Origin of the sequence: Tenggerimyces flavus, assembly GCF_016907715.1 — a bacterium.
GTDB lineage: Bacteria > Actinomycetota > Actinomycetes > Propionibacteriales > Actinopolymorphaceae > Tenggerimyces > Tenggerimyces flavus.
Genome location: NZ_JAFBCM010000001.1, coordinates 4504471 through 4527216, shown reverse-complemented (window position 1 = coordinate 4527216; position 22746 = coordinate 4504471). Strand labels below are relative to the sequence as shown.

The window sequence follows — 22746 nt, the reverse complement described above, 5'->3', positions numbered from 1 at the left end:
GTAGGTCCGCGACATGAGCGACGGTGGAGGAAGGTCGAATTCTCCTGATCCGACCGCTCGGATACTGGATCATGTACGCGTGAGCCATGACCGGCAGGTTTCGGTGCTCGAGGTCCTGCGCTATGCGACCAAGTCCAATCGGGTCGTGATCGAGCTCGACGGGTACCTCAACTACCACTTCGTCACGAGCCCACCCGAGAACAGTGACGTACCCAAGCTGATGCTCATGGCTGGGATCAACCTTGCGGCCCCGGTGGCGGCGCCAGATCGTCAACGCCGACCCGTGATCAGTCTGCGATCAAGTCCATGGAACGCTGGCCAGGCTTCAAACCCGTGGCACGACGAGTTCGATCTCGACCATGGGCACGTCCGCTACTACGGCGACCACAAGCCCACCACCGTTGGACTCCCTGGTGCGACTACCGGGAACCGAGCGCTGCTCGACGCCTGGGCACTCCATGCCGCCACTGCGCCAGCCGAGCGCCTTCAAGCTCCGCCGCTTCTGATCTACCGTTCCGTCTCCGTGGTCCGCGACAGACAGATCCTGGTCAAGGGACACGTCGAGTTCTGCGGAGCAGCCATCATCGAACGGCTCGAGCATGTGGTGCAGCGCGACCCGGGGACAGGACGCAGCTTTCCCAATCTGGTACTGGATCTGGCCGTCATCGATCTCACCGCGACCGGTGACGCTCTGGACATGCGCTGGATCGACGATCGGCGTGATCCCACGCTTGATGCCGAGCAGGCGGCACGCCACGCACCAGAGTCCTGGATGCGATGGGTCAGGGACGGCCGCGCGGCCATTCCCCGCATGCGCCGGCGCGTTCTGTCCTCTCGTGTTCGCTCCACAACCGACCAGCTTCCCACCGTGGGGTCCGACGAGGAGAGCGTCCTGCAACGGCTCTACACCTTCTTCGACGGACGCAAACACGCCTTCGAACTGCTCGCCGCGAGGGTCAGCGCGCAGATCCTCGGTCGCTCTGGTGCGCGGTATCGGGACGGCTGGCTCACTCGGCCGGGCGGCGACGGCGGAGTGGACTTCGTCGGTCGGCTCGACGTCGGTACTGCCGCCAACAACACGCCTCTCGTTGTGCTAGGCCAAGCCAAGTGTGTGAAACCCACCTCCTCGATCGGACCCGATCAGGTCGCTCGTGTTGTGGCGCGGCTACGGCGTGGATGGATCGGCGTCTTCGTGACGACCGGAACGTTCAGCCGGCAGGCACAGGTCGAGGTGATAGACGACCAGTACCCGCTCGTCCTCGTGGACGGCAAGACCCTCGCCGAGCAGGTCCATCAGATGGCAGCTGCCGACTACGACGACGATCTCGACGCACTCCTCGCGTCTGTCATCGCCGACTACGACATCGCCATCACGTATCGCCGGCCCGACGAGATCCTGCTCGGGTAGGCCGCTCCCGGGCTCAGTTCTTGCGAGCGCGGGCGCGGGACTTTTCGCGGTCGGTTTGGCTGAGGGCCATCTTGCGGATCCGGATCGCGTTCGGCGTCACTTCGACGCACTCGTCCTCGCGGCAGAACTCCAGCGCCTGCTCGAGGGACAGCTCCTTCGCCGGCACCAACCGCTCCAGCTCGTCCGCTGTCGACGAGCGGACGTTCGTCAGCTTCTTCTCCCGGCAGGCGTTGACGTCCATGTCGTCCTGGCGCGAGTTCTCGCCGACGATCATCCCCTCGTACACCTCAGTGCCCGGCTTGACGAACAGCGTCCCGCGCTCCTGCAGGTTGAAGCAGGCGTACGCGGTCACGGCGCCGCGGCGGTCGGCGACCAGGGAGCCGCGCGGACGGGTGCGGAGCTCACCGGCCCACGGCTCGTACTTCTCGAACACGTGGTGAACGAGCCCCGTCCCCCGCGTCTCGGTGAGGAACTCGGTCCGGAACCCGATCAGGCCCCGCGCCGGCACGAGGTAGTCGAGCCGCACCCAGCCCGTGCCGTGGTTGACCATCTGCTCCAGCCGGGCCTTGCGCAGACCCAGCAGCTGAGTGACGACCCCGACGTACTCCTCCGGTACGTCGATCGTCACCCGCTCGACCGGCTCGTGCACCTTGCCGTCGATCTCGCGCGTGACGACCTGCGGCTTGCCCACGGTGATCTCGAAGCCCTCGCGCCGCATGATCTCGACGAGAACGGCGAGCTGCAACTCACCCCGGCCCTGAACCTCCCAGACCTCAGGACGCTCGGTGTCGAGGACGCGGATCGACACGTTGCCGATGGTCTCGGCGTCGAGGCGGTTCTTGACCAGCCGCGCCGTGACCTTCGAGCCGGACTGCCCGGACAGCGGCGAGGTGTTGATGCCGATCGTCACCGAGATCGACGGCTCGTCGACGTGGATGACAGGCAACGGGTTCGGGGCGTCGACGTCGGCCAGCGTCTCGCCGATCGTGATCTCCGGGATGCCGGCGATCGCGACGATGTCGCCCGGGCCGGCCTCGTCGGCGGGCACCCGGTCGAGCGCCTCGGTGATCAGCAGGTCGGTGACCTTGACCTTCTCGACCGTTCCGTCCCGCCGGCACCACGCGACGGTGGCGCCGCGCTGCAGCCGGCCCTGGTGGATGCGGCACAGCGCGAGGCGGCCGAGGTACGGCGAGGCGTCGAGGTTCGTGACGTGCGCCTGGAGCGGCGCCCCCTCGGTGTACGAAGGCGCCGGGACGGTCTTGAGGATCGTCTCGAGTAGCGGTCGGAGGTCGGTCTCCTCGGGCAGCCCGCCGTCGGGAGTCTGCGTCAGCGAGGCGCGGCCGGCGCGGGCCGAGGCGTACACGATCGGGAAGTCCAGCGCGGCGGTGTCGGCCTGCGGGTCGTCGAGCAGGTCGAGGAACAGTTCGTACGTCTGGTCCACGATCTCACTGATCCGGCTGTCCGGCCGGTCCACCTTGTTGACGACGAGGACGACGGGGAGCTTCTTGTGCAGCGCCTTGCGGAGGACGAAGCGCGTCTGCGGCAGCGGACCCTCGGAGGCGTCGACGAGCAGCAGGACGCCGTCGACCATCTCCAGCGCGCGTTCGACCTCGCCGCCGAAGTCGGCGTGGCCGGGGGTGTCGACGATGTTGAGCGTGACCGGGCCGTCGTCGGACACCCAGCGGACCGCGGTGTTCTTCGCGAGGATCGTGATGCCCTTCTCGCGCTCGAGGTCCATCGAGTCCATGACGCGCTCGTTGACGTCTTGGTTTTCACGGAAGACGCCTGACTGCCACAGCATCGCGTCCACGAGGGTGGTCTTGCCGTGGTCGACGTGGGCGATGATCGCGACGTTGCGGAGGTCGGAACGAGTTGCCATATGCACCATTCTCTCTGACGCGTCGCGCGCGGCTACCATCGCGGTCGTGCAGCTCACTTACGTCCCGTACCACCTGGACCAGCACCATCCCGACCTGGCGGTCCCGTTGCCGGCCGGGGCGGACGTGACCGAGATCACGGTGGAGCTGCCCGCGGGCGACGTCTTCGCCCGATTGGTGCCGTTGTACTCGGCAGTGGCGGGTGCCGTTGCCGCCTCGCCGGAGACGCCTGTGGTGTCGGGCGACTGCACGGTGACGCTCGCCATGGCAGCCGGCATGCTGCGCGCGGGGCTCGATCCGTCGGTGGTCTGGATCGACGCGCACGGCGACGTGCAGACGTTGGAGACGAGTGCGTCGGGCTACGTCGGCGGAACGGCGTTGCGCCTCCTCCTCGGCTACCGGCGCGAGGCCGTGCTCGACCGGCTCGGGGTCGCTCCGTTCGCTTCGGACCGGGTGCTGCTGGTGGACGCCCGCGACCTCGACCCGCCGGAGGTGGAGTTCCTCGCCTCGTCGGCCGTCCGCCGCGTGCCGCTCTCATCGCTCCCCTCGTCGCTACCGGAGGGGCAGCTCCTGGTGAACGTCGACCTCGACGTGCTCGCCCCCTCAGCCCTCCCCGGTGCCCGTTACGTGGCGCCGGGCGGACCCTCCGTGGCCACGCTGGTCTCGGCGGTCCGCACCATCCTGGCCACCGGCCGCGTCGAAGGCCTCCACATCGCCTGTACGTGGGAGCCCGGCCGCCCGGACCTCCAATCCCTGCGCGGCGAGATCATCGCCGAGCTGCTCACCCCGTAAACCGCTGGCGGCCGGCCCGTACGCACTGAAACACTTGCGGGCATGGCCATCCGACTCGACCGACTGCCCGAGGCGTCCCTCGCCCGGGCCGGTCGACCGCGCGCCTGACCAGCCCTCCCGCCGCGAGTGACGCCGCTTCGTCTGCGGCTCTACTCCAATCGGTAGAGAGGCCAGTCCCAGGAACTGGATGATCCGGGTTCGAATCCCGGGAGCCGCACGACGCCCCCGTAGCCCAACGGAAGAGGCGGCAGCATGAGGTGCTGCACGTTGCAGGTTCAAATCCTGCCGGGGGCACGCAGCCACTGCCGGTTCAAGGTGAGATTCTTCCTACCTGGAAGGGAGGTGACGGCGAGTGTCAGGACAAAGAACGTCGATCCATGAACAAGCGGTTGCGGTGGTTCGATGACAGCGCGCCGATGCTGCGGCTAGTCGCTTTCCGGCTTGGCCTCGATGGCAGCCTTTCAGCTGACGAGGATTGCAACGCCTGCCCCTTGTGCCTTCGCGTCTTCACGCGTCAAGCGGCGATCGACGGTGAGCTGACCGAGGAGCACGTGCCGCCGAAGAGCCTTGACGGACGCGGCTTGCTGCTGACCTGCTGCGACTGCAACAACTCCGCCGGCTCCAAGATCGATGCACAGGCAGCGCGTCAGCGGGAGGTGGTCGACTTCGCTCGTGGCATGGCGAGCGCCATGGTTTCGGTCACGATCCATGCTGATGGCGTGCCGCTTCGCGGCGAAGCACGATGGTCAGACCGGGGCCTGGAGATCTTCGGCGTGCCCCAGCGGAACAACCCGATGGAGCAGGCTGAACACCTCCGAACTCTCGACGCTTTCGTTGAACGAGGTACTCCGAACCCGAGCGTCGTGATCACCACCGACATGCACTTCGAGGAGGTGCACGTCCGGCTGTCATGGGTGAGATCGGCATACCTGGTGGCGTTCGCCGCGCTGGGATGGAGCTACGTCCTGCGTGACGTGATGCAGCCAATCAGGGACCAGCTTATGCGGTCCGACGAGCGCATTCTTCCTACGAACATGCTGCGCGACCCCGATGCTCCGCCTAACAAACGAAGGATGCTGCTGGTCGAGCAGCCCGACGAGCTGCGATCCCTGGCTGTCACTCTCGGCGAATGGACGGTCTTTCTCCCCGGGATCTCCCGTCCGCTCACCTACCAGCAGCTGAGCGAAGGTGTCGCGCAGACCCGCAACGGGCACAGCAGGGTTAAGTTTCGCCTGCATGGCAAGGGAGTTCCTTGGCCGAGCAGGCCGGTCTACGCCCTTGATCGGCTGACCGTCTAGGCTACTTCACTCCCGCTTCGTGCATCCCCCGCAGCTCGCGCTTGAGCTCGGAGATCTCGTCGCGCAAGCGAGCGGCTAGCTCGAACTGGAGTTGCTCCGCGGCGGAGTGCATCTGATCGTTGAGGTCCTGGATCAGATCGGCCAGGTCGGACGACGGCATGGCGACGAGGTTGCGGGCGTGTTGGCCTACTTCGGCGCGGCTGCCCAACGACGGGACCGGGGACTTGCCGCGGGACTGCTGTCGGCCGGAGCCTCCGAGCAGCTTCTGGGTGTCCTCGTCCTCGCGCGCCAGCATGTCGGTGATGTCGGCGATCTTCTTCCGCAGTGGCTGGGGGTCGACGCCGCGCTCGGTGTTGTATGCGACCTGCTTCGCCCGGCGGCGGTTGGTCTCTTCGATTGCCGACTGCATGGACGGCGTCATCGAGTCGGCGTACATGTGCACCTGGCCGGACACGTTACGGGCGGCGCGGCCGATGGTCTGGATCAGGGACGTTCCGGAACGGAGGAAGCCTTCCTTGTCCGCATCGAGGATCGCCACCAGCGACACCTCGGGGAGGTCGAGGCCCTCACGCAGCAGGTTGATGCCGACGAGAACGTCGAACTCCCCCAGCCGCAGCTCGCGCAGCAACTCCACCCGGCGCAGGGTGTCGACCTCGGAGTGCAGATACCGCACCCGAATCCCCTGCTCCAGCAGGTAGTCCGTCAGGTCCTCCGACATCTTCTTCGTCAACGTCGTGACCAGCACTCGCTCAGAACGAGCCTCGCGCAGCCGGATCTCGTGGATCAGATCGTCGATCTGCCCCTTCGTCCCCTTGATGATCACCTCGGGGTCCACCAAGCCCGTGGGCCGGATGATCTGCTCGACGAAACCGTTCGCCTTCGCCAGCTCGTACGGCCCCGGCGTCGCGGACAGGTACACCGACTGGTGGACGCGCTCCTGGAACTCCTCGAACCGCAGCGGCCGGTTGTCCATCGCCGACGGCAGCCGGAAGCCGTGCTCGACCAGCGTCCGCTTCCGCGACATGTCACCCTCGTACATCCCGCCGACCTGCGGGATCGTCACGTGCGACTCGTCGATCACCAGCAGGTAGTCCTCGGGGAAGAAGTCGAGCAACGTGCTCGGCGGCGTCCCCACGCCACGACCGTCGATGTGCCGCGAGTAGTTCTCGATGCCCGAGCACGTCCCGATCTGGCGCATCATCTCGATGTCGTACGTCGTCCGCATCCGCAGCCGCTGGGCCTCGAGCAGCTTGCCCTGCTTCTCCAACTCCGCAAGGCGTTCCTCGAGCTCGCCCTCGATCGAGCCGATCGCGCGCTCCATCCGCTCCGGCCCCGCGACGTAGTGCGTGGCCGGGAAGATCGCGACCTCCTGGTCCTCCGAGATCACCTCACCCGTCACCGGATGCATGGTCGACAGCCGCTCGACCTCGTCGCCGAAGAACTCCACCCGGATGGCGTGCTCGTCGAAGGTCTGGAAGACCTCCAACGTGTCCCCGCGCACCCGGAACGTCCCGCGCGCGCCGGACAGGTCGTTGCGCGCGTACTGCATCTGCACCAGCCGCCGCAGCAGCTGGTCGCGGTTGATCTCCTCGCCTACCTTCAGCCACTCCATCCGGGCGACGTACTCGTCCGGCGAGCCCAGGCCGTAGATGCACGACACCGTCGCCACCACGATCGTGTCGCGCCGACTCATCAGCGACTTCGTCGCGTGGTGGCGGAGCCGCTCGACCTCGTCGTTGATCGAGGAGTCCTTCTCGATGTACGTATCGGACTGCGGGACGTACGCCTCGGGCTGGTAGTAGTCGTAGTAAGAGACGAAGTACTCGACCGCGTTCTCCGGGAACAGCTGGCGCAGCTCGTTGGCGAACTGGGCGGCGAGCGTCTTGTTCGGCTCGATCACCAGCGTCGGGCGCTGCACCTGCTCGACCACCCAGGCGATGCTGGCGGTCTTGCCGGTGCCCGTCGCACCGAGCAGCACGACGTCCGTTTCGCCCGCATTGACCCTCTTCGTGATCTCCTCGATCGCCGCCGGCTGGTCACCGGACGGCGAGTAGTCGGAGACCACCTTGAACGGGGGTCCACTGCGGATGAGGTCCTTGAGCGCACGCATGCCACCAAGGTACGCGGCCCCACCGACAACGCGTCTGGGACGGCTCAGGCGTCGCGCCCGGGCCTGTGGAGGACCGGATTCGGTTGTCCGAGAAACCTGGCACCATCCTCCCCAGCACCGATCGACGCGGAGGGGAGACCGCCATGCAACGAGTGTCACGAAGAGGAATGCTGCGAACGGCCGCGGTAGCCGGCGCGGCCGCGCCTGTCAGCGCGCTGGGGTTCGCGGGTACGGCCGAGGCCGACTCGGACGTCCCGCAGCTGCGCCTACCACCGGCCACCGAGGCCGTCACACCGTTCCGGCTCAAGGTGCCGGAAGGCCTGCTGCGCGACCTCGGGCGCCGGCTCGCGGCCACCCGCTGGCCCGAGCAGGAGACCGTTCCCGACCGGAGCCAGGGCGCCCAGCTCGCGCGCGTTCGAAAGCTTGTTCGCTATTGGCAGAAGCACTACGACGGACGCCGGCTGGAGTCGCGGCTGAACAGGTTCCCGCAGTTCCGCACCAAGCTCGACGGCCTGGGCTTCCACTTCCTGCACGTCCGGTCCAAGCACGCGAACGCCCTGCCGCTGATCCTCACGCACGGCTGGCCGGGCTCGGTGGTCGAGTTCCTGCGCACGATCGCCCCACTGACCGACCCGACCGCGCACGGCGGCAAGGCGAGCGACGCGTTCCACGTCGTCGTCCCGTCCCTTCCCGGGTACGGCTTCTCCGATCGCCCGAGCGCCCCGGGCTGGGGCATCCAGCGGACCGCGAAGGCCTGGGACACGCTCATGCACCGGCTCGGCTACGACCGCTACGTCGCCCAGGGCGGCGACTGGGGCGCGATGATCACGGCGGAGCTGGCGCGGCTCGGACCGCCCGGCCTCGCCAGCATCCACCTGAACTTCTTCCCGGAGTTCGAGCCGCCGGTCGGCGACCCGCCCACGCCGGAGGAGCAGGAGGCGCTGAAGAAGCTGGAGTACTTCAGCACCCAGGAGTTCGGCTACTTCGCCGAGCAGGGCACCCGGCCGCAGACCATTGGGTACGGGCTCACCGACTCGCCCGTCGGCCAGGCGTCCTGGATCTACGAGAAGTTCACGGCCTGGACCGACAGCGACGGCGACCCCGAGAGCGTGCTCGGGTACGACCAGATGCTCGACGCGATCATGGCCTACTGGGTGCCGGCCACCGCGACGTCCTCGGCGCGGTTCTACTGGGAGGCCAACCGCGGCCCGGTGACGTTCGGTCCGGTCCAGGTGCCGCTCGGGTTCAGCGTGTTCCCGGGCGAGGTCGTCCCGACACCGAAGGTCTGGGCGGAGCGGGCGTACGGCGACAAGCTCGTCTACTTCAACAAGCTCCCGGCCGGTGGCCACTTCGCCGCGTTCGAGCAGCCCGCCCTGTTCGTCGACGAGCTCCGGAAGTGGGGGCGGTTGGTCCGATAGCCATCGCAAAGCTGAGATAGCTGACAACACGAGTCAGTGGAGCCCGGCTACCCTCGGCCAGGTGGAACCTGAGCGCTACATCATCGACCCCGCCGTGCAGCCGGGGTACGTCGCGACCCGAGACGCCCGTACGTTCATGCCGTTCCTGCTCCCCCACCTGCGCCCAGGGCTGCACATCCTGGACGCGGGCTGCGGCGTCGGCGCGATCACGCTCGACCTCGCGGCGACCGTCCAGCCCGGCCGCATCGTCGGCATCGACGTCGACGTGGAGCAGGTGAAGACGGCGCGGACGACGGCCGAGCAACGCGGGCTCGCGGCGGAGTTCGAGGTCGGGTCGGCGTACGCGCTGCCGTTCGAGGACGCGACCTTCGACGTCGTGTACTCCAACGCCGTCCTGCTCTACCTCCGCGAGCCGGTGAAGGCGCTCGCTGAGATGCGTCGCGTGCTGCGCCCCGGTGGGGTCGCGGCTGTGTCCGACGACGACATCTCCACGATCGTGTTCTCGCCGGCGGACGCCGGTCTGGACCTCGCGCCGGGGCTGTTCTCCAAGGCCGTCGCGCATCAGGGCGGCAACACGAGCTACTCGCGGCACCTGCGCAGGCTCATGCTCGAGGCCGGGTTCGCACGGACCCAGGGCCACGCGCTCACGCCCGAGGTGTACGGGGACGCCAAGGCGACGCGTTGGATGGCCGACTTCGCGATCGGCCTGTTCGGCGCCCCGACCATGGCCGACCTGGTCGTTGCCGAGGGCTGGGCGTCGCGGGAGGAGCTGGACCGGCTGCTCGCCTCACTCGACGCGTGGGCGGAGCTGCCCGACGCGTTCCTGACCTGGCTCTATTGCGCCGCCCTCGGCTGGGTCGACTGAAGCCGATCCCACAGCTCGCGGACCTGGCGTTCCAGGTCGGCGAGCGTCCCGGAGTTGTCCAGCACGACGTCCGCGGCGGCTCGGCGGTCGTCCCTGCTGGCCTGCGCCGCGATCCGTGACCGCGCCTCGGCCTCGGACATGCCGCGGGTACGTTCGAGCCGCTCGATCTGCACGTCCTCGGGGACGTCCACGATCACGAGCTGGTCGAAGTTCCGCGCCTGACCCGTCTCGACGAGCAGCGGGATCGAGTGCACGACGACCGCGTCCGGCGGCGCGTCGGCCTCGAGCGCCGCCGCCCGCGCCCGGACCCGCGGATGGACGATCGCCTCCAGCTTGCGCCGCGCGGCCTCGTCGCCGAACACGACCCGGCCCAGCGCCGGACGGTCGAGCGCGCCGTCCGGGCCGAGGACGCCAGGCCCGAAGACGGCGGTGACCTCGGTGAGCCCGTCCGTTCCCGGCGCGACGACCTCCCGCGCCAGCAGGTCGGCGTCGATCACGACCGCGCCGAGCTGGGCGAGCAGTCGGGTGACCTCGCTCTTCCCGGACGCGATACCGCCGGTGAGTCCGATGCGGAGCATGCGCGGAATCTACCGCTGTCTACGGGAGACAGATCCACCACACTCGGCGGGTTCGGCTTCCGGGGGCCGAGGACGATCCCTCCGGCCGAAGGCCGCCGTCTTATCGCCGCAGGGTCACCCGAAGCCGCCGAGCACCGCGACCCGATGCCCGTGAGGCCGGCCACGGCCGAGCGGTGCGAGCGGTCGCCATGAGCTCAGCCGTGCGCGACGACCTGGGCCATGGCACGGCGGGCGCGTTCGAGGCTGCCGGACAGCGGCTCGTCGAAGCGGGACGGGTTGAACGGCGCCCGCGTGGACACGTACAGCCCGTTCGCCACCTGCTCGACGTGCGCGCCCGCGTACGCCTGGGCGATGCCGACGTGCAGGCGGGTCAGGTCGAACCAGGCGTCCAGGAACAGGTCCGGCTCGGGCGTGACCAGCAGGTCCTTCGGCGACAGGAACGGCGCCTCGAGCACGATCGAGGCGTACAGCGGCCGCAACGTCATCGCGAGCGCGACCAGCACCTCACGGAGCTGGTCGCCGAGCTTGTAGGCGGCCTTCTCGTCGGTGTACGGGCGTTCCAACGCCGAGCCGTCCACCACGACCTCGATCGGGTCGGCGTCCAGCAGGGCGAGCGAGGTCATCGGCGAGCAGCGGCGTACGACCGGGTCGGCCAGCCCACCGAGGCGGGTCACGACCTCGCGCACCTCCGAGACCAGAGCGTCGTCGCGACGCCCTGGAACGAAGAGGCCGACTCCCGCCGGCTGCCACCCGAGCTCGTGCACCTTCCCAGTGTTGCTGGTTGTGGAGCCCGTGCACAGCCTCTGCCGGGGATGTACCGGAGATGTCCCGGAGTTCCCCCTGAACACGCTTCTACGTACGCCTGTACCGGTCTATAACGAGGGCATGACCCAGACGAACGTTCCTCGCGACGAGGTAGAAGCCGCGCTGCTCACCCGGCGCGAGCTGGGGCCGGACTACGAGCCGGCGATCGTGGACTCGCTGGTGGAACGGATCGACCAGGCGGTCGCGTACCGGGTCCAGCAAGAGCTGCAGCAGCGCCGCCCGCCGGCGCCCGCACCCGAGCCGGAGCCGACGCCGTCGCGCAACGGGCACTCGAACCGGTCGCTCGCGCTCGCGATCACCAGCGTGCTGGTGGCGGTCCCCGTGTCCGCGGCGGCCGCGTCGGTCGACGGCATCGGGTGGCTCTTCGCGATCGCCATCCTCGGGTTCGTGCTGATGATCAACGTGGTGTACGTGAACGGTGGTCCGCGCCGATGAGCGGAGGTATAACGGTGACCATGGCGCAGTCGGAGATCCCCCGCGAAGACGTCGAGGCCGCTCTGCACACCCGGCGCGAGCTGGGAGCGGACTACGAGCCGGCCATCGTGGACTCGCTGGTGGAACGCATCGACTCGGCCATCGAGGCGCGCGTGGCAGCCGAGCTGCAGCGGCGCGCGCCGGTGACGAACGACCTGTCCCGCAAGGACCACGCCGACCGCTCGCTGGCGCTCGGCATCGTGACGATCGTGCTGGCGGTTCCGCTGACCGCGATCTCGGCCGCGATGGTCGGCTTCCTCGCGGTGGTCCTGGTCTGGGTCGGCCTGGTGGCCATCAACGTGGCCTACGCGCTCGGCAACCGCCGCTAGAGGCGGGCCGGCACCAAGAGACGGCCCTCGGTCCTTGGCGGACCGGGGGCCGTTTCGCGCGTCCCAACTCCGACGTGGCCGTGATCATGTCCGTGATCATGAAGGCATTCCGGCGTATAGCCATGCTCCGCCTTCATGATCACGTTCATGATCACGTTCATGATCACCGGGCGCACAAGGGCGAAGGCCCCGGTCCACGTGGGACCGAGGCCTTCAACAGTGCTGTGTATCAGGTGCTCACGTGTTGCCGGTGAGCTTCTCCCGCAGCGCGGCGAGCGCCTCGTCCGAGGCGAGCGTGCCCTCGGCCGGTGCGGACTCGTCCACGGTGGAGGTGTACGTCGACGGAGCTCCCGCTCCCGCGTCGCCGGCAGTGGGGCCCTCTTCGGCTTCTGCCTTGCGGGCCGCCTCGACCTGCGACTTGTGCGCCTCCCAGCGGGTGTGGGCCTCGGCGTACTCCTTCTCCCACTGCGCCTGCTGGGTCTCGAAGCCCTCGAGCCACTCGCCCGTCTCCGGGTCGAATCCCTCGGGGTACTTGTAGTTGCCCTGGTCGTCGTACTCCGCCGCCATGCCGTACAGCGTGGGGTCGAAGTGCTCCGACACCGTGTCGGCACCCTCGTTCGCCTGCTTCAGCGACAGCGAGATCCGGCGGCGCTCCAGGTCGATGTCGATGATCTTGACCATCACATCGTTGCCGACCTGAACGACCTGCTCCGGGATCTCCACGTGGCGCTCGGCCAGCTCGGAGATGTGCACCAGACCCTCGATGCCGTCGTCCACCCGGACGAACGCACCGAACGGAACCAGCTTGGTGACCTTGCCCGGCACGATCTGCCCGATCTGGTGGATCCGGGCGAACTGCTGCCACGGGTCCTCCTGCGTCGACTTGAGCGACAGCGAGACGCGCTCGCGGTCCAGGTCGACATCGAGCACCTCGACCGTGACCTCCTGGCCGACCTCGACGACCTCGGACGGGTGGTCGATGTGCTTCCAGGACAGCTCGGACACGTGCACCAGACCGTCGACGCCACCGAGGTCGACGAACGCACCGAAGTTGACGATCGACGACACGACGCCCTTGCGGATCTGGCCCTTCTGCAGCTGGTTGAGGAAGTTCTGCCGAACCTCCGACTGCGTCTGCTCGAGCCAGGCGCGGCGGGACAGGACCACGTTGTTGCGGTTCTTGTCCAGCTCGATGATCTTCGCCTCGAGCTCGCGGCCGACGTACGGCTGCAGGTCGCGCACGCGGCGCATCTCGACCAGCGACGCGGGCAGGAAGCCACGCAGGCCGATGTCGAGGATCAGGCCGCCCTTGACCACCTCGATGACCGTGCCGGTGACGACGCCGTCCTCGTCCTTGATCTGCTCGATCGTTCCCCAGGCGCGCTCGTACTGCGCGCGCTTCTTGGAGAGGATGAGCCGACCTTCCTTGTCCTCCTTCTGGAGAACCAGGGCCTCGATCGGATCGCCGACCTTGACCACATCGCTCGGATCGACGTCGTGCTTGATCGACAGCTCGCGAGCCGGGATCACGCCCTCGGTCTTGTAACCAATGTCGAGCAGGACCTCGTCCCTGTCGACCTTGACGACGGTGCCCTCGACAATGTCACCGTCATTGAAGTACTTGATCGTCTCGTCGATCGCGGCGAGGAAATCCTCTTCCGAACCCACGTCGTTCACCGCTACCTGCGGCGTCTCCTGCTGGGCCGGTGCTGTGGACAGCGGGGCCTCGATGCTGCTCGTCATCTGGTTGGTGGCTCCGATATGGACTGGTCGTCGTACGGCACGCGTCATGGCCTTTTGTTCGCACCGCCGAGAGAGCCCGGTCCGATGTGCTGACGAGACCGGAAAATCCACCGATGAGAGCGCGAGCCTGCTCCGTCCGAGGTCGCACAGGCCCACAACGCTCTTCCCAGGATACGGGGGGCTGTTGATCAGGGTCAACGCGGGCCAGGATTATACGATCTTTCTTGGGCCTCGGCTCGTGGCCGTGGTCACATCGGCCAGCGCGACCCAATCCGGACGTCCCGCGGCCAACGTGCCGGTACGAGCGGTCGCCCGCACCAGCTCGTGGACGCGTTCGACCAGCTCAAAGCCGGTTCGGCGGGCGACGAGGTCGACCATCGCGTACAGGTCGACGGCCCGCGCCAGGTCCATAAATCCCTCGTCCACAGGCGGCGCGTACGCGACGAACGCCTGGACCACAGCCACGCAAAACGCCTCGTCGGACTCCAGCCGGAGCAGGTTGCCGAGGTCGGTGTACGGCGTACCGGCGTGCGCGAACTCCCAGTCGATCAGCCCGGTGACCTCGCCGGTCGTCGCGTCGACCAGCACGTTCTTCGGATTGAGGTCGCTGTGGCACAGGCTGATCCGCCTCGTCGCAGTCCGGCTCGTCGAGGAAGCCCCGACAGCACGTCGGATGTCGCCTGACAGGGGGTGGCGTGCGGCGAAACTGAGCGAGCCGGGGCTGCGACCATCAGAATCTGGTCTGTCGAGCAGCAGCTGGGCATCGTCGGCGACCTCGAGGAGCGCGTCGAACTCCTCCGCCGTCCAGTGCGCGAACGCGCCGACGTCGCGGTGGCTCTCCACCCACGGCCGCAGCCCGCCGCCCTCGGGCGGCCACGGCCGTACGGCGAGGTCGGCGCCGGCGAACGCGCCCGCCCGCAGGAACGGGATGCCGGCGAGCCGGGCGAGCTCCCGACCGAGGCTGTGGCCGGCAGTCCGCTTCGTCGCGTCGTCGGCCTCGGGGAGCAGCTCGTCGAGCCGGATGCCGGGCAGCAGCTCGAGCAGCAGGTGGGCAGGCCCGTCGAGGTCGGCCTTCCGCTGGTCGAGCACCCGCGGCACGGGAACGATGCCGCGGACGAACTCCAGCAGCGCGGCATCGACCTCGGCCCGCTCCGGGTCGCGCAGGTAGAGCCGGAGCACGGCTTCCTCCCCCGCGGCGCCGACGAGGAACGTCTCGCCGCTGTAGCCGCCGGCCAGCGGCCGGACGTCGGCGCCGAGCAGCTCCCGTGCGGCGTCGGCGAGCTCGCTCATGCGGCTGGCGTGAGGAACGCGGTCAGCGCGGCGACGTACATGGCCGGGTCGTACGCGCCGCACAGCTCGCGCGCGGAGTGCATGGCGAGCTGCGGAGCGCCGACGTCGACCGTCGTGACGCCGATCCCCGCCGCCGTCATCGGGCCGACCGTGGTGCCGCAGGGCAGGTCGGAACGGTTGGTGAAGCGCTGCATCGGGACGCCGGCCTGCTCACACGCCAGGGCGAACGCTCCGGTGCCGCGAGCGTCGGTCGCGTAGCGGAGGTTGGTGTTCTGCTTGAGGACCGGTCCCCCGTTGATCTGGATCGGGTGCGACGGCTCGTGCCGCTCGGCGTAGTTCGGGTGCGTGGCGTGCGCCATGTCGCCGGACGCGCAGATCGAGCCGGCCAGTGCGCGGAGCAGGTCCTCGCGGTCGCCGCCGCTGCTGGCGACGACACGTTCGAGCACGACCGGCAGCAGCGTCGAGCCGGCGCCGCGCTCGGACACGCTGCCGACCTCCTCGTGGTCGAACAGCGCGAGCACCGGGATCTGGTCGCTGGCGGGCGCGTCGGCCGCGTCGAGCATCGCGCGCAGGCCGGCGTACGTCGTGCCGAGGTTGTCCAGCCGTGGCGCGCTGACGAGGTCGCCCTCGCGACCGATCCGCTGGCTGGGCGCGAGGTCGTGCGTCATCAGCTCCCAGCCGAGGATGTCTGCCGCCTCGACACCGAGCTCCTTGGCGAGGAACCCGTGGAAGTCGGCGAGATCGGTGCCGACGCCCCAGATCGGGTTCAGGTGCTGCTGCGGGTTGAGCTTCACGCCGTCGGCGTTGACGCCGCGGTCCAGGTGCGGCGCGAGCTGCGGGAGATGCAGGATCGGCCGGTCGACCTTGAGTAGCTGGAGCGCGGGCCCGTTCGCCGTTCGGACGCTGACCCGCCCGGACAGGCCGAGGTCGCGGCCGAGCCAGGTGTTGAACAGCGGGCCGCCGTACGGTTCGGCGGCGAGCAGCTGCCACCCCGCGCGGCTCACGTCGGGGTGCGGCTTGATCCGCAGGTTGGGGCTGTCGGTGTGGGCGCCGACGATGCGGAACGGCGTGCCGACGTCACCGTTGTGCTCGGTGCTCCACGCGATGAGGCTGCCGCCGCGGCGGACGAAGAACCGCCCGTTCTCGCGGGGCCAGCGCGCGGTCTCCTCCAGCTCCAGGAACCCCTGCCGGCTCAGCCGCAACGCGGCCTCGTCGGCGGCGTGGAACGGCGACGGCGACGCGTCGATGAACGCGCACATGCCGTCGGCCTCCCCAGTCGAACGGCTGGGATGGGTACTGGCGCCGGCCTCACCGGTCGAAGGGCCCGGAGTGGTGAAGTCGGCGAAGAAGCCCGCAGCGGATGCCATGACAACGATCCTGCCATTCGGCCGCCAGAATGAGCGGCGTGGGAGCGAATCTGGACAACGCCGCGTCGGTGCGCGCCAACCGGAGCTGGTGGGACGCGAACGCCGACGAGTACCAGGCGGAGCACGGGACATTCCTCCGCGACACCGGCTTCGTGTGGGGACCGGAGGGACTGGACGAGTCGTCGGCGCGGTTGCTGGGCGACGTCGCCGGCAGGCGGGTGCTCGAGGTCGGCTGCGGGGCGGCCCAGTGCGCGCGCTGGCTGCGCTCTTCCGGCGCGTCGCCGGTTGGCCTCGACCTGGCCTTGCGACAGCTGCAGCACTCCCGGCGGATCTCGGAGCAGACCGGCCTGGACGTACCCGTGGTGTGCGCGGACGCCGGTCGGCTCCCGTTCTCCGACGGTGTGTTCGACGCGGCGTGCTCGGCGTACGGGGCGCTGCCGTTCGTGGCCGACGCCGGCCTGGTGCTGCGCGAGGTGCGACGGGCGCTCCGGCCGGGTGGGGCGTTCGTGTTCAGCGTCACGCATCCGATCCGCTGGGCGTTCCTCGACGACCCGTCGCACCGCGGGTTGGTCGTGAACCAGTCGTACTTCGACCGCACGCCGTACGTCGAGCACGACGAGTCCGGCCGGCCGAGCTACGCCGAGCACCACCGCACGATCGGCGACTGGGTCAGGCTGATCGCCGAAGCGGGCTTCGCATTGCGCGACCTCGTCGAGCCGGAGTGGCCCGACGGCAACCGCCAGACCTGGGACGGCTGGAGCCCGTTGCGCGGCCAGCTCATTCCCGGAACGGCGATCTTCTGCTGCGTCAAAACACGCCAGGGTTGAGGATTCCGGCGGGGTCGAGCGCCTGCTTGGCCGCACGGAAAGCCATGGCGAACGGCTCGGGGCGCTGTTTCGCGTACCAGGGCTGATGATCGCGCCCCACGGCGTGGTGATGCGTGATCGTTCCGCCATGTGCGGCGAGAGCGTCGGAGACCGCGACCTTCAGCTCGTCCCACTGCTGGACCAGGCTCCCCCAGCGGCCGGTGGCGTAGATGCCGAAGTACGGCGCCGGACCGTCCGGGTAGACGTGGGTGAACCTGCAGGTCACGATTCCGCGGCCGGCGACCTGCTTGATCGCGTCGTGCGCCGCGGTGGTGACCGCGGCGTGCAGGTCGCCGAACGCGCTCCAGGTGCACGCGGTCTCGAACGTCTCCACGATCAGGCTCGAACGCACCAAGGCGTCGCGCTGGTACGGCATCCGGAGGAACGCCTCCCGCCAGCTACCTGCCGCGTCCTTGCGTTCCTCTGGGCGGCCGCCGTGGTCGCGGCAGATCTCGAGTCCTCGTTCCAACGCGGCGTCGACCGGGTGGTCGGCGGACTCCCAGGCCAGCAGCAGCAAGCCGCCGTTGACACTGACGCCCGCGTTGAGGAACGCCTCGGCGGCGTCGAGCAGCCGGCAGTTCGCGGGATGCAGCCCGGACTGCGCGACCAGCCTTGTCGCGGTGACCGCGGCGGCGTAGTCGTCGAACGCGATGGAGGCGGAGGCGCGCCAGGTCGGCCTCGCCTGGAGGCGCATCCAGGCCTCGGTGATCACGCCGAGGGTGCCCTCGGAGCCGAGGAAGAGCCGATCCGGCGAGGGTCCGGCACCGGAGGCCGGGACGCGCAGCGACTCGCTGATGCCGACCGGGGTGACCGTACGGATCGACTCGACCAGGTCGTCGATGTGCGTGGCGAGCGTGGCGAAGTGCCCGCCGGCTCTGGTGGCGAGCCAGCCGCCGAGCGTGGAGAACTCGAACGACTGCGGGTAGTGCCGCAGCGTGAGGTCGTGCTTCTTGAGCTGCTCTTCGAGGTTCGGGCCGAACGTGCCGGCCTGGATCCTCGCCGCTCGGCTCATGGGGTCGACCTCGAGGACTTTGTCCATGGCCGAAAGGTCGAGCGAGACGACGCCCGGATAGTCGGCCGCGCAGCGTGGCTCTACGCCGCCGACGACGGATGAGCCGCCGCCGTACGGGATGACCGCGACGCCCTCGCGCGTGCACCAGTCGAGGATGTCGACCACGTCCTGCTCGGTGCGCGGGCGCGCGATCAGGTCGGGGACGCTCTCGACGTTGCCTTCGAGGTTGCGGGCGATGTCGCGGAACGCCTTGCCGTGGCTGTGGGCGACGCGGTCCTCCGGGTCGTCGCTGAACGGTGGCCGGCTGATCCGCGGCTTCGGCAGTGCCAGGGTGCGGGCATCGGGAGGCGGGTGGTCGGTGAGGTCGTGGCCGGGGAGCAGCGCGGCGACACGGGCCATGAGCGCTTCGCGCTCAGCGCCCGCCACTGCGGCATGCTCGTAGCCCCAGCCCCACCAGCAACGCTTCGCCATCCGAGCATTCTTGCTTGACTCTCCCCCGGGAGGAGACTCCACTGTGTCCCCCATGACCGAGCCGCTGCTGCCGATTGGCGCGTTCTCCCGAGCGACGCTGCTGTCGGTGAAGGCGCTGCGCAACTACCACGAGGCGGGCATCCTCGTGCCGGCGTCGGTGGATCCGCAGACGGGCTACCGGGCGTACGCGTTGTCCCAGCTCACCGACGGCGCGGTACTGCGGCGGCTGCGCGAGCTCGACCTGCCGCTCGAGGCGGCGAAGCAGATCCTGCTGGCGCGGGATCCGGCCGTCACCCAGCGCATCCTCGCGACTCATCAGGCGGCGATGCGGGAACGGTTAGAGCAGGCGCAGCGGATCGTCACCGAGCTGCAGGCGAGCGTCGAGCAGCCGTCGATGCACACGCCGGTGCACGTGCGGGACGAGCCTGCCGCGCACACGTTGGCGGTGCGCGGGACCGTGCCCGAACGGCAGTTCGCCACGTTCCTCGGCGACGCCTACCCGTCCATCGCCGACGCGGTGCGTTCCGCTTCGGCGACGCCGTCCGGGCCGGTGGGCGCGCTCTATTCGGCGGTCCTGCAGGACGAGGAGGCCGAGCCGATCGAGGCGTACCAGCCGATCGCCGCTCCGGTCACTCCCCCGCCCGGGCCGGTCGTGTTGAGCGAGCTACCCGCGATGCGGGTGGCGGTGCTCGTTCATGCCGGCTCGTACGAGTCGATCACCGAGACCTACCGCGCGCTCGGGGCGTGGGTGGCGCAGCACGCGTCCTGGAGCGAGCTGCCGGTGCGGGAGTCGTACCTGATCAGCTACACGGAGACCGCCGATCCAGCGGACTTCCGTACCGAGATCCTCTGGCCGATCGTCGGCCAGGTGTCCTGAAAGGCCTTGTTTCCATGGGAATTCGTGTCAGCAACGTCACCTTCGACTGCGACAACCCCGGCCTCGTCGCGGAGTTCTGGGCGGCGGTGCTCGACGGCACGGTCGAGACGCGGGTCCCGAACGCGTTTCTGGGGATGAAGACGGCAGCGAGCGGAGACTTCTTCTTCATCCGCGTTCCGGAGCAGAAGGGCGCGAAGAACCGGCTGCACCTCGACCTCGACACCGGCGGCGCCCGCGAGGCGGAGGTGGCGCGGCTGCTCGAGCTCGGAGCGACGGTGGTCACGGAGAAGGACGAATGGGGCCACCGGTGGACTGTGCTGCAGGACCCGGAGGGCAACGAGTTCTGCGTGGCCTAAGCGGACAGCTCACGTTCTAGTGGCGTGCGGAAGCGGGGGATGACGCAGACGTCGCCGAGCCAACGAGTGAGACGTTCGGCTTCTTGTTCGGCTCGCCACTCGTGCTCGCTGCCGACGTCCTCGAGGAACTGGTAGACGACCTCGCCGCTCTTGCGTTGGGCCCAGCCGCCGACGACGCGGCCGTCGGCCCAGATGGTGGGGCCGGCGTTGCCGTTGGTGTCGAACAGCCGCTTGCCGTGCTCGCCCAGGTACCACTCCCGCTGCTGCCAACCCATCGTGGTCGGATCAAGCGCGGGGAGGAACGTCAACCACGGCTTGACAGCTGGCTTGGTAGGCGCGTCGTCACCGTTCAGGACGAGGCCGATGGTGCCGTTGCCGAGGTCCACCTCGGTCGGCTCGAGGGTGGCGAGCGCCCTCTTAACGTCCGCGGCGGTCCACTTCGTCCACCAGCGGAGGTCGGCGATCGTTCCCGGGCCGAACGCGCTCAACCAGGCGCGGACGAGCTCGACCTTCGCCTCTTCGGTGGTCATCGTGTCGAGGTGCTCGCCGAGCCAGACCTCGGGCGTCGTCCAGCGGTACTGGCTGCTGAGCCAGGTGCCGCGCGGGCGGCCACGGATGATCTTGCCTTCGGCGGACAGCAGGAACAGGACGCGGGTGGTGATGTTGACCTCGGCCTCATAGCTCTTGCCCTGGGCCATCCGCAGCTTGGTCTTCAGGCGCGGCTCGTCGGTGGAGAGCTCCTGGGCGAACGCTTCCTTGCGTACCTCGAGCGCCCGGACCGTACTGGCGGCGACGTCGTCGAGGAACGTGGCCGCGTCCTCGATGTCGCTGCCCACGCCGAGGTGCCTGATCAGCAGCTTGCGCTGCTCGACCGCGATCGCTCGCGCGGACGACGCCTGGATGACCGGCGCGAGCTCGCGCGGCGGCACGAACATCGTGCGACGCATGCCGAGCAGCCGGACGAGCGTGCGGTCGACGTACAACGCCTGCTCGATCTGCTCGACGGTCGGCTTTTTCAGCCGCGCCCAGGCGGACAGGTAGACGGTCGCGGGATCGGTGCCGTGCAGCGCGACGACCGAACGCGCCGCCTCGGCCACGTCGTCGGTCCGGAACGGCGCCGCGATCCGCTGCCGCTTCGCCACCCGAGCCCGCCGCTCGGCCACGTCGATCGTGCGCATCGTCGGCCAGTGTGGCACGTCGTCGACGACCGGCGCCCCAGCATCTGCTGGAAGATCTCCGTGCGGCGGTGTCGGATCGGGGCGGTGGCGTTCGTAGCGGGGGTGAGGCAGCCCACAAGGGGCCGGCACCGACGTGAAGGAAGCGCGAACATGAAGCTGACGACCATGACCCAGCTCACCATCGACGGCGTGATGCAGGGGAACGGCCACTCGTTCGAGGAGGACCGCAAGAACGGATTCGTGCGCGGCGGCTGGGCTCGGGGGAAGGGTGACGCCGAGACCGTCGCGTACCTCAACCAAACCTTCCAGCGCGCCGACGCGTTCCTGTTCGGCCGGCGGACCTTTGAGATCTTCGCTGGTTCGTGGGGGACGTTGACCGAGCAGGATGTCCCTGGCTGGGAGCCCGTCATGCGGGCGTTGAACAACCAGCCCAAGTACGTGGTGTCGAGCACGCTCGCCGATCCCGAGTGGGCCGGTACCACCGTGCTGTCCGACGACCTTGCGACCGCCATCGCGGACCTGAAGTCCAAGCCCGGGCGTGAGCTGCAGGTGCACGGCAGTGGCGTCCTGATCCGGTGGCTGCTGGAGAACGAGCTCATCGACGAGCTGACCCTGGTCGTGTTCCCGGTGATCCTCGGCCAGGGCGAGAGACTGTTCCCGGACGCCGGCCCGGATCTCGCGCTCGACCTGGTCGAGTCGCGCGTCGATTCGAAGGGCGTGACGATCCAGGTCTTCCGTCCGGCGGGGCGCCCGCAGTATGCGGCCTGAGGCCACAGGAGATGATCCTCAGATGAAATATCTGGTTTCGGTGATCGACGACAAGAGCAATCCCGGCAGTGGGGACAGGCAGCCTGCCATCAGCGCGTTCAACGAACGCCTGATCGCCGAGGGCTACTGGGTCTTCGCGGGCGGGCTAGCCGACACCGCCGCGGCCACAGTCATCGACAACCGCGGCGAGCAGGCGGTGATCAGCGACGGACCGTTCGTGGAGTCCAAGGAGTACCTCGCCGGCGTCTGGGTGTGGGAAGCCCCCGACCTGGACGTGGCGCTCAAGCTCGCCACCGAGGCGTCGAAGATCTGCGATCGGAAGATCGAGGTACGACCGTTCCAGTGAGCAACGTCGAGGAGGCGATCACCCGGGCCGACCACGAGTGGGCCCGGGTGGCGCGTCACAGGTCGCGCAGAAGTGCGTCGACCTCGATCGACATGCCGAGGTCCGCGATCTCCAGCCGTTCGCCCAGACCGGCGCGGGCGTCCTCGACGTAGTCCGCACCCTCGCGGCGGTAGAGGAACAACTCCAGCCGGGGCTCGAGCTCGACGCGCAGATACCAGGGGATGCCCGCCTCGCTGTACTGCATCGGCTTGACCTTGCGATCGCGGAACTTGCCCGAGCGCGACACGATCTCCACCGCCATTGCGGTGTCCGCCGCGCGGTTGACAACCTCTTCGGTCCGGCGGAGCACGACGATGTCGGGGACCAGGATCCGCATCGGGCGCAGCCGAAGGTTCACGCCTGCACGACCTTGAGGTCCTTGGCCTTGCGTTGGTGGAGCTCCATCCACAGTCGAACCAGGACCTGCTGATGCTTCGTCGCCTGTGGAAAGCTCGGCGA

22 protein-coding genes and 2 tRNA genes are annotated in these 22746 nt (G+C 68.8%); 14 read left to right on the top strand and 10 right to left on the bottom strand.

Annotation, left to right across the window (positions count from 1 at the left end):
• The first annotated feature begins 79 nt into the window (after positions 1-79).
• Positions 80-1408 carry a restriction endonuclease gene (locus tag JOD67_RS21130; RefSeq protein ID WP_307782485.1) on the top strand — a complete coding sequence of 443 codons (1329 nt, stop codon included), beginning with the start codon at positions 80-82 and terminating at the stop codon, positions 1406-1408.
• Positions 1409-1421: 13 nt separating this feature from the next.
• Here JOD67_RS21130 and typA read toward each other — a convergent pair whose 3' ends face one another.
• Positions 1422-3287, bottom strand: coding sequence for a translational GTPase TypA (gene typA, locus JOD67_RS21125; protein WP_205119322.1), 1866 nt, complete (start codon positions 3285-3287; stop codon positions 1422-1424).
• Positions 3288-3333: 46 nt separating this feature from the next.
• On the opposite strand from typA, the gene JOD67_RS21120 reads away from it, so the two are divergent.
• The 4 genes from JOD67_RS21120 to JOD67_RS21105 all read left to right on the top strand — a co-directional run bounded on the left by JOD67_RS21120 (position 3334) and on the right by JOD67_RS21105 (position 5375).
• The gene (locus JOD67_RS21120; protein WP_205119321.1) at positions 3334-4077 is read left to right on the top strand and encodes an arginase family protein; all 744 of its coding nucleotides are present in this window, start codon (positions 3334-3336) and stop codon (positions 4075-4077) included.
• Between the two features lie 143 nt (positions 4078-4220).
• Positions 4221-4294, top strand: a tRNA-Leu gene (locus tag JOD67_RS21115).
• 4 nt (positions 4295-4298) lie between these two features.
• Positions 4299-4371: transfer RNA gene (locus JOD67_RS21110), tRNA-Leu, on the top strand.
• A gap of 83 nt (positions 4372-4454) precedes the next feature.
• Entirely contained in the window at positions 4455-5375 is a 921-nt protein-coding gene (locus JOD67_RS21105) for a hypothetical protein (protein WP_205119320.1), read from the top strand.
• 1 nt (position 5376) lies between these two features.
• On the opposite strand, the gene uvrB is transcribed toward JOD67_RS21105, so the two are convergent.
• Entirely contained in the window at positions 5377-7485 is a 2109-nt protein-coding gene (gene uvrB, locus JOD67_RS21100; RefSeq protein ID WP_205119319.1) for an excinuclease ABC subunit UvrB, read from the bottom strand.
• 167 nt (positions 7486-7652) lie between these two features.
• Here uvrB and JOD67_RS21095 point away from each other — a divergent pair, with 167 nt between their 5' ends.
• Both JOD67_RS21095 and JOD67_RS21090 read left to right on the top strand, forming a co-directional pair.
• Entirely contained in the window at positions 7653-8903 is a 1251-nt protein-coding gene (locus JOD67_RS21095; RefSeq protein WP_205119318.1) for an epoxide hydrolase family protein, read from the top strand.
• Positions 8904-8964: 61 nt separating this feature from the next.
• Positions 8965-9768 carry a methyltransferase domain-containing protein gene (locus JOD67_RS21090; protein ID WP_205119317.1) on the top strand — a complete coding sequence of 268 codons (804 nt, stop codon included), beginning with the start codon at positions 8965-8967 and terminating at the stop codon, positions 9766-9768.
• Here the strand turns inward: JOD67_RS21090 and coaE are convergent.
• Both coaE and JOD67_RS21080 read right to left on the bottom strand, forming a co-directional pair.
• Positions 9738-10346 carry a dephospho-CoA kinase gene (coaE, locus tag JOD67_RS21085; RefSeq protein ID WP_205119316.1) on the bottom strand — a complete coding sequence of 203 codons (609 nt, stop codon included), beginning with the start codon at positions 10344-10346 and terminating at the stop codon, positions 9738-9740. The genes JOD67_RS21090 and coaE overlap by 31 nt on opposite strands.
• Positions 10347-10540: 194 nt before the next feature.
• Positions 10541-11110 carry a hypothetical protein gene (locus tag JOD67_RS21080; RefSeq protein WP_205119315.1) on the bottom strand — a complete coding sequence of 190 codons (570 nt, stop codon included), beginning with the start codon at positions 11108-11110 and terminating at the stop codon, positions 10541-10543.
• 121 nt (positions 11111-11231) lie between these two features.
• Here JOD67_RS21080 and JOD67_RS21075 point away from each other — a divergent pair, with 121 nt between their 5' ends.
• Positions 11232-11606, top strand: coding sequence for a hypothetical protein (locus JOD67_RS21075; RefSeq protein WP_205119314.1), 375 nt, complete (start codon positions 11232-11234; stop codon positions 11604-11606).
• Positions 11607-11626: 20 nt separating this feature from the next.
• Positions 11627-11974, top strand: coding sequence for a hypothetical protein (locus JOD67_RS21070; RefSeq protein WP_205119313.1), 348 nt, complete (start codon positions 11627-11629; stop codon positions 11972-11974).
• A 237-nt stretch (positions 11975-12211) separates the two neighbouring features.
• Here JOD67_RS21070 and rpsA read toward each other — a convergent pair whose 3' ends face one another.
• The 3 genes from rpsA to JOD67_RS21055 form a co-directional block, all read right to left on the bottom strand.
• Positions 12212-13717, bottom strand: a complete 1506-nt coding sequence (rpsA, locus tag JOD67_RS21065; RefSeq protein WP_205119312.1) for a 30S ribosomal protein S1 — start codon at positions 13715-13717, stop codon at positions 12212-12214.
• 210 nt (positions 13718-13927) lie between these two features.
• The gene (locus JOD67_RS21060) at positions 13928-15007 is read right to left on the bottom strand and encodes a phosphotransferase family protein (protein WP_205119311.1); all 1080 of its coding nucleotides are present in this window, start codon (positions 15005-15007) and stop codon (positions 13928-13930) included.
• A complete protein-coding gene (locus JOD67_RS21055) occupies positions 15004-16374 on the bottom strand; it encodes a M18 family aminopeptidase (protein WP_205119310.1) in 1371 nt (456 codons plus the stop codon). The genes JOD67_RS21060 and JOD67_RS21055 overlap by 4 nt, the downstream gene beginning before the upstream one ends.
• Positions 16375-16403: 29 nt before the next feature.
• Between JOD67_RS21055 and JOD67_RS21050 the strand changes: the two genes are divergently transcribed.
• Positions 16404-17201 carry a class I SAM-dependent methyltransferase gene (locus JOD67_RS21050; protein WP_205119309.1) on the top strand — a complete coding sequence of 266 codons (798 nt, stop codon included), beginning with the start codon at positions 16404-16406 and terminating at the stop codon, positions 17199-17201.
• Here the strand turns inward: JOD67_RS21050 and JOD67_RS21045 are convergent.
• Entirely contained in the window at positions 17182-18723 is a 1542-nt protein-coding gene (locus JOD67_RS21045; protein WP_205119308.1) for an FAD-binding oxidoreductase, read from the bottom strand. The two genes, JOD67_RS21050 and JOD67_RS21045, sit on opposite strands and share 20 nt — an antisense overlap.
• A 52-nt stretch (positions 18724-18775) precedes the next feature.
• Between JOD67_RS21045 and JOD67_RS21040 the strand changes: the two genes are divergently transcribed.
• Positions 18776-19600, top strand: coding sequence for a MerR family transcriptional regulator (locus JOD67_RS21040; RefSeq protein WP_205119307.1), 825 nt, complete (start codon positions 18776-18778; stop codon positions 19598-19600).
• Between the two features lie 14 nt (positions 19601-19614).
• On the top strand, positions 19615-19956 hold the full coding sequence (locus tag JOD67_RS21035) for a VOC family protein (RefSeq protein WP_205119306.1): 342 nt from the start codon (positions 19615-19617) through the stop codon (positions 19954-19956).
• Here the strand turns inward: JOD67_RS21035 and JOD67_RS21030 are convergent.
• Positions 19953-21134 (bottom strand): winged helix DNA-binding domain-containing protein, encoded by a 1182-nt coding sequence (locus JOD67_RS21030; RefSeq protein WP_205119305.1) that lies wholly within the window; start codon positions 21132-21134, stop codon positions 19953-19955. The genes JOD67_RS21035 and JOD67_RS21030 overlap by 4 nt on opposite strands.
• A gap of 150 nt (positions 21135-21284) precedes the next feature.
• Between JOD67_RS21030 and JOD67_RS21025 the strand changes: the two genes are divergently transcribed.
• Together JOD67_RS21025 and JOD67_RS21020 are read left to right on the top strand one after the other, a co-directional pair.
• Entirely contained in the window at positions 21285-21902 is a 618-nt protein-coding gene (locus JOD67_RS21025) for a dihydrofolate reductase family protein (RefSeq protein ID WP_205119304.1), read from the top strand.
• A gap of 22 nt (positions 21903-21924) precedes the next feature.
• Entirely contained in the window at positions 21925-22248 is a 324-nt protein-coding gene (locus JOD67_RS21020; protein WP_205119303.1) for a YciI family protein, read from the top strand.
• A gap of 55 nt (positions 22249-22303) precedes the next feature.
• Here JOD67_RS21020 and JOD67_RS21015 read toward each other — a convergent pair whose 3' ends face one another.
• A complete protein-coding gene (locus JOD67_RS21015) occupies positions 22304-22645 on the bottom strand; it encodes a Uma2 family endonuclease (RefSeq protein ID WP_205119302.1) in 342 nt (113 codons plus the stop codon).
• Positions 22646-22746 lie beyond the last annotated feature (101 nt).

What these genes read in the sequence shown, in the direction of transcription:
- JOD67_RS21075 (WP_205119314.1), top strand. Translation starts at nt 11,232, where the DNA reads ATGACCCAGACGAACGTTCCTCGCGACGAGGTAGAAGCCGCGCTGCTC.
- uvrB (WP_205119319.1), bottom strand. Translation starts at nt 7,485, where the DNA reads ATGCGTGCGCTCAAGGACCTCATCCGCAGTGGACCCCCGTTCAAGGTG.
- JOD67_RS21095 (WP_205119318.1), top strand. Translation starts at nt 7,653, where the DNA reads ATGCTGCGAACGGCCGCGGTAGCCGGCGCGGCCGCGCCTGTCAGCGCG.
- JOD67_RS21045 (WP_205119308.1), bottom strand. Translation starts at nt 18,723, where the DNA reads ATGGCGAAGCGTTGCTGGTGGGGCTGGGGCTACGAGCATGCCGCAGTG.
- JOD67_RS21105 (WP_205119320.1), top strand. Translation starts at nt 4,455, where the DNA reads ATGAACAAGCGGTTGCGGTGGTTCGATGACAGCGCGCCGATGCTGCGG.
- JOD67_RS21060 (WP_205119311.1), bottom strand. Translation starts at nt 15,007, where the DNA reads ATGAGCGAGCTCGCCGACGCCGCACGGGAGCTGCTCGGCGCCGACGTC.
- JOD67_RS21055 (WP_205119310.1), bottom strand. Translation starts at nt 16,374, where the DNA reads ATGGCATCCGCTGCGGGCTTCTTCGCCGACTTCACCACTCCGGGCCCT.
- JOD67_RS21025 (WP_205119304.1), top strand. Translation starts at nt 21,285, where the DNA reads ATGAAGCTGACGACCATGACCCAGCTCACCATCGACGGCGTGATGCAG.
- JOD67_RS21050 (WP_205119309.1), top strand. Translation starts at nt 16,404, where the DNA reads ATGAGCGGCGTGGGAGCGAATCTGGACAACGCCGCGTCGGTGCGCGCC.
- JOD67_RS21030 (WP_205119305.1), bottom strand. Translation starts at nt 21,134, where the DNA reads ATGCGCACGATCGACGTGGCCGAGCGGCGGGCTCGGGTGGCGAAGCGG.
- JOD67_RS21070 (WP_205119313.1), top strand. Translation starts at nt 11,627, where the DNA reads ATGGCGCAGTCGGAGATCCCCCGCGAAGACGTCGAGGCCGCTCTGCAC.
- JOD67_RS21040 (WP_205119307.1), top strand. Translation starts at nt 18,776, where the DNA reads ATGACCGAGCCGCTGCTGCCGATTGGCGCGTTCTCCCGAGCGACGCTG.
- coaE (WP_205119316.1), bottom strand. Translation starts at nt 10,346, where the DNA reads ATGCTCCGCATCGGACTCACCGGCGGTATCGCGTCCGGGAAGAGCGAG.
- JOD67_RS21035 (WP_205119306.1), top strand. Translation starts at nt 19,615, where the DNA reads ATGGGAATTCGTGTCAGCAACGTCACCTTCGACTGCGACAACCCCGGC.
- typA (WP_205119322.1), bottom strand. Translation starts at nt 3,287, where the DNA reads ATGGCAACTCGTTCCGACCTCCGCAACGTCGCGATCATCGCCCACGTC.
- JOD67_RS21020 (WP_205119303.1), top strand. Translation starts at nt 21,925, where the DNA reads ATGAAATATCTGGTTTCGGTGATCGACGACAAGAGCAATCCCGGCAGT.
- rpsA (WP_205119312.1), bottom strand. Translation starts at nt 13,717, where the DNA reads ATGACGAGCAGCATCGAGGCCCCGCTGTCCACAGCACCGGCCCAGCAG.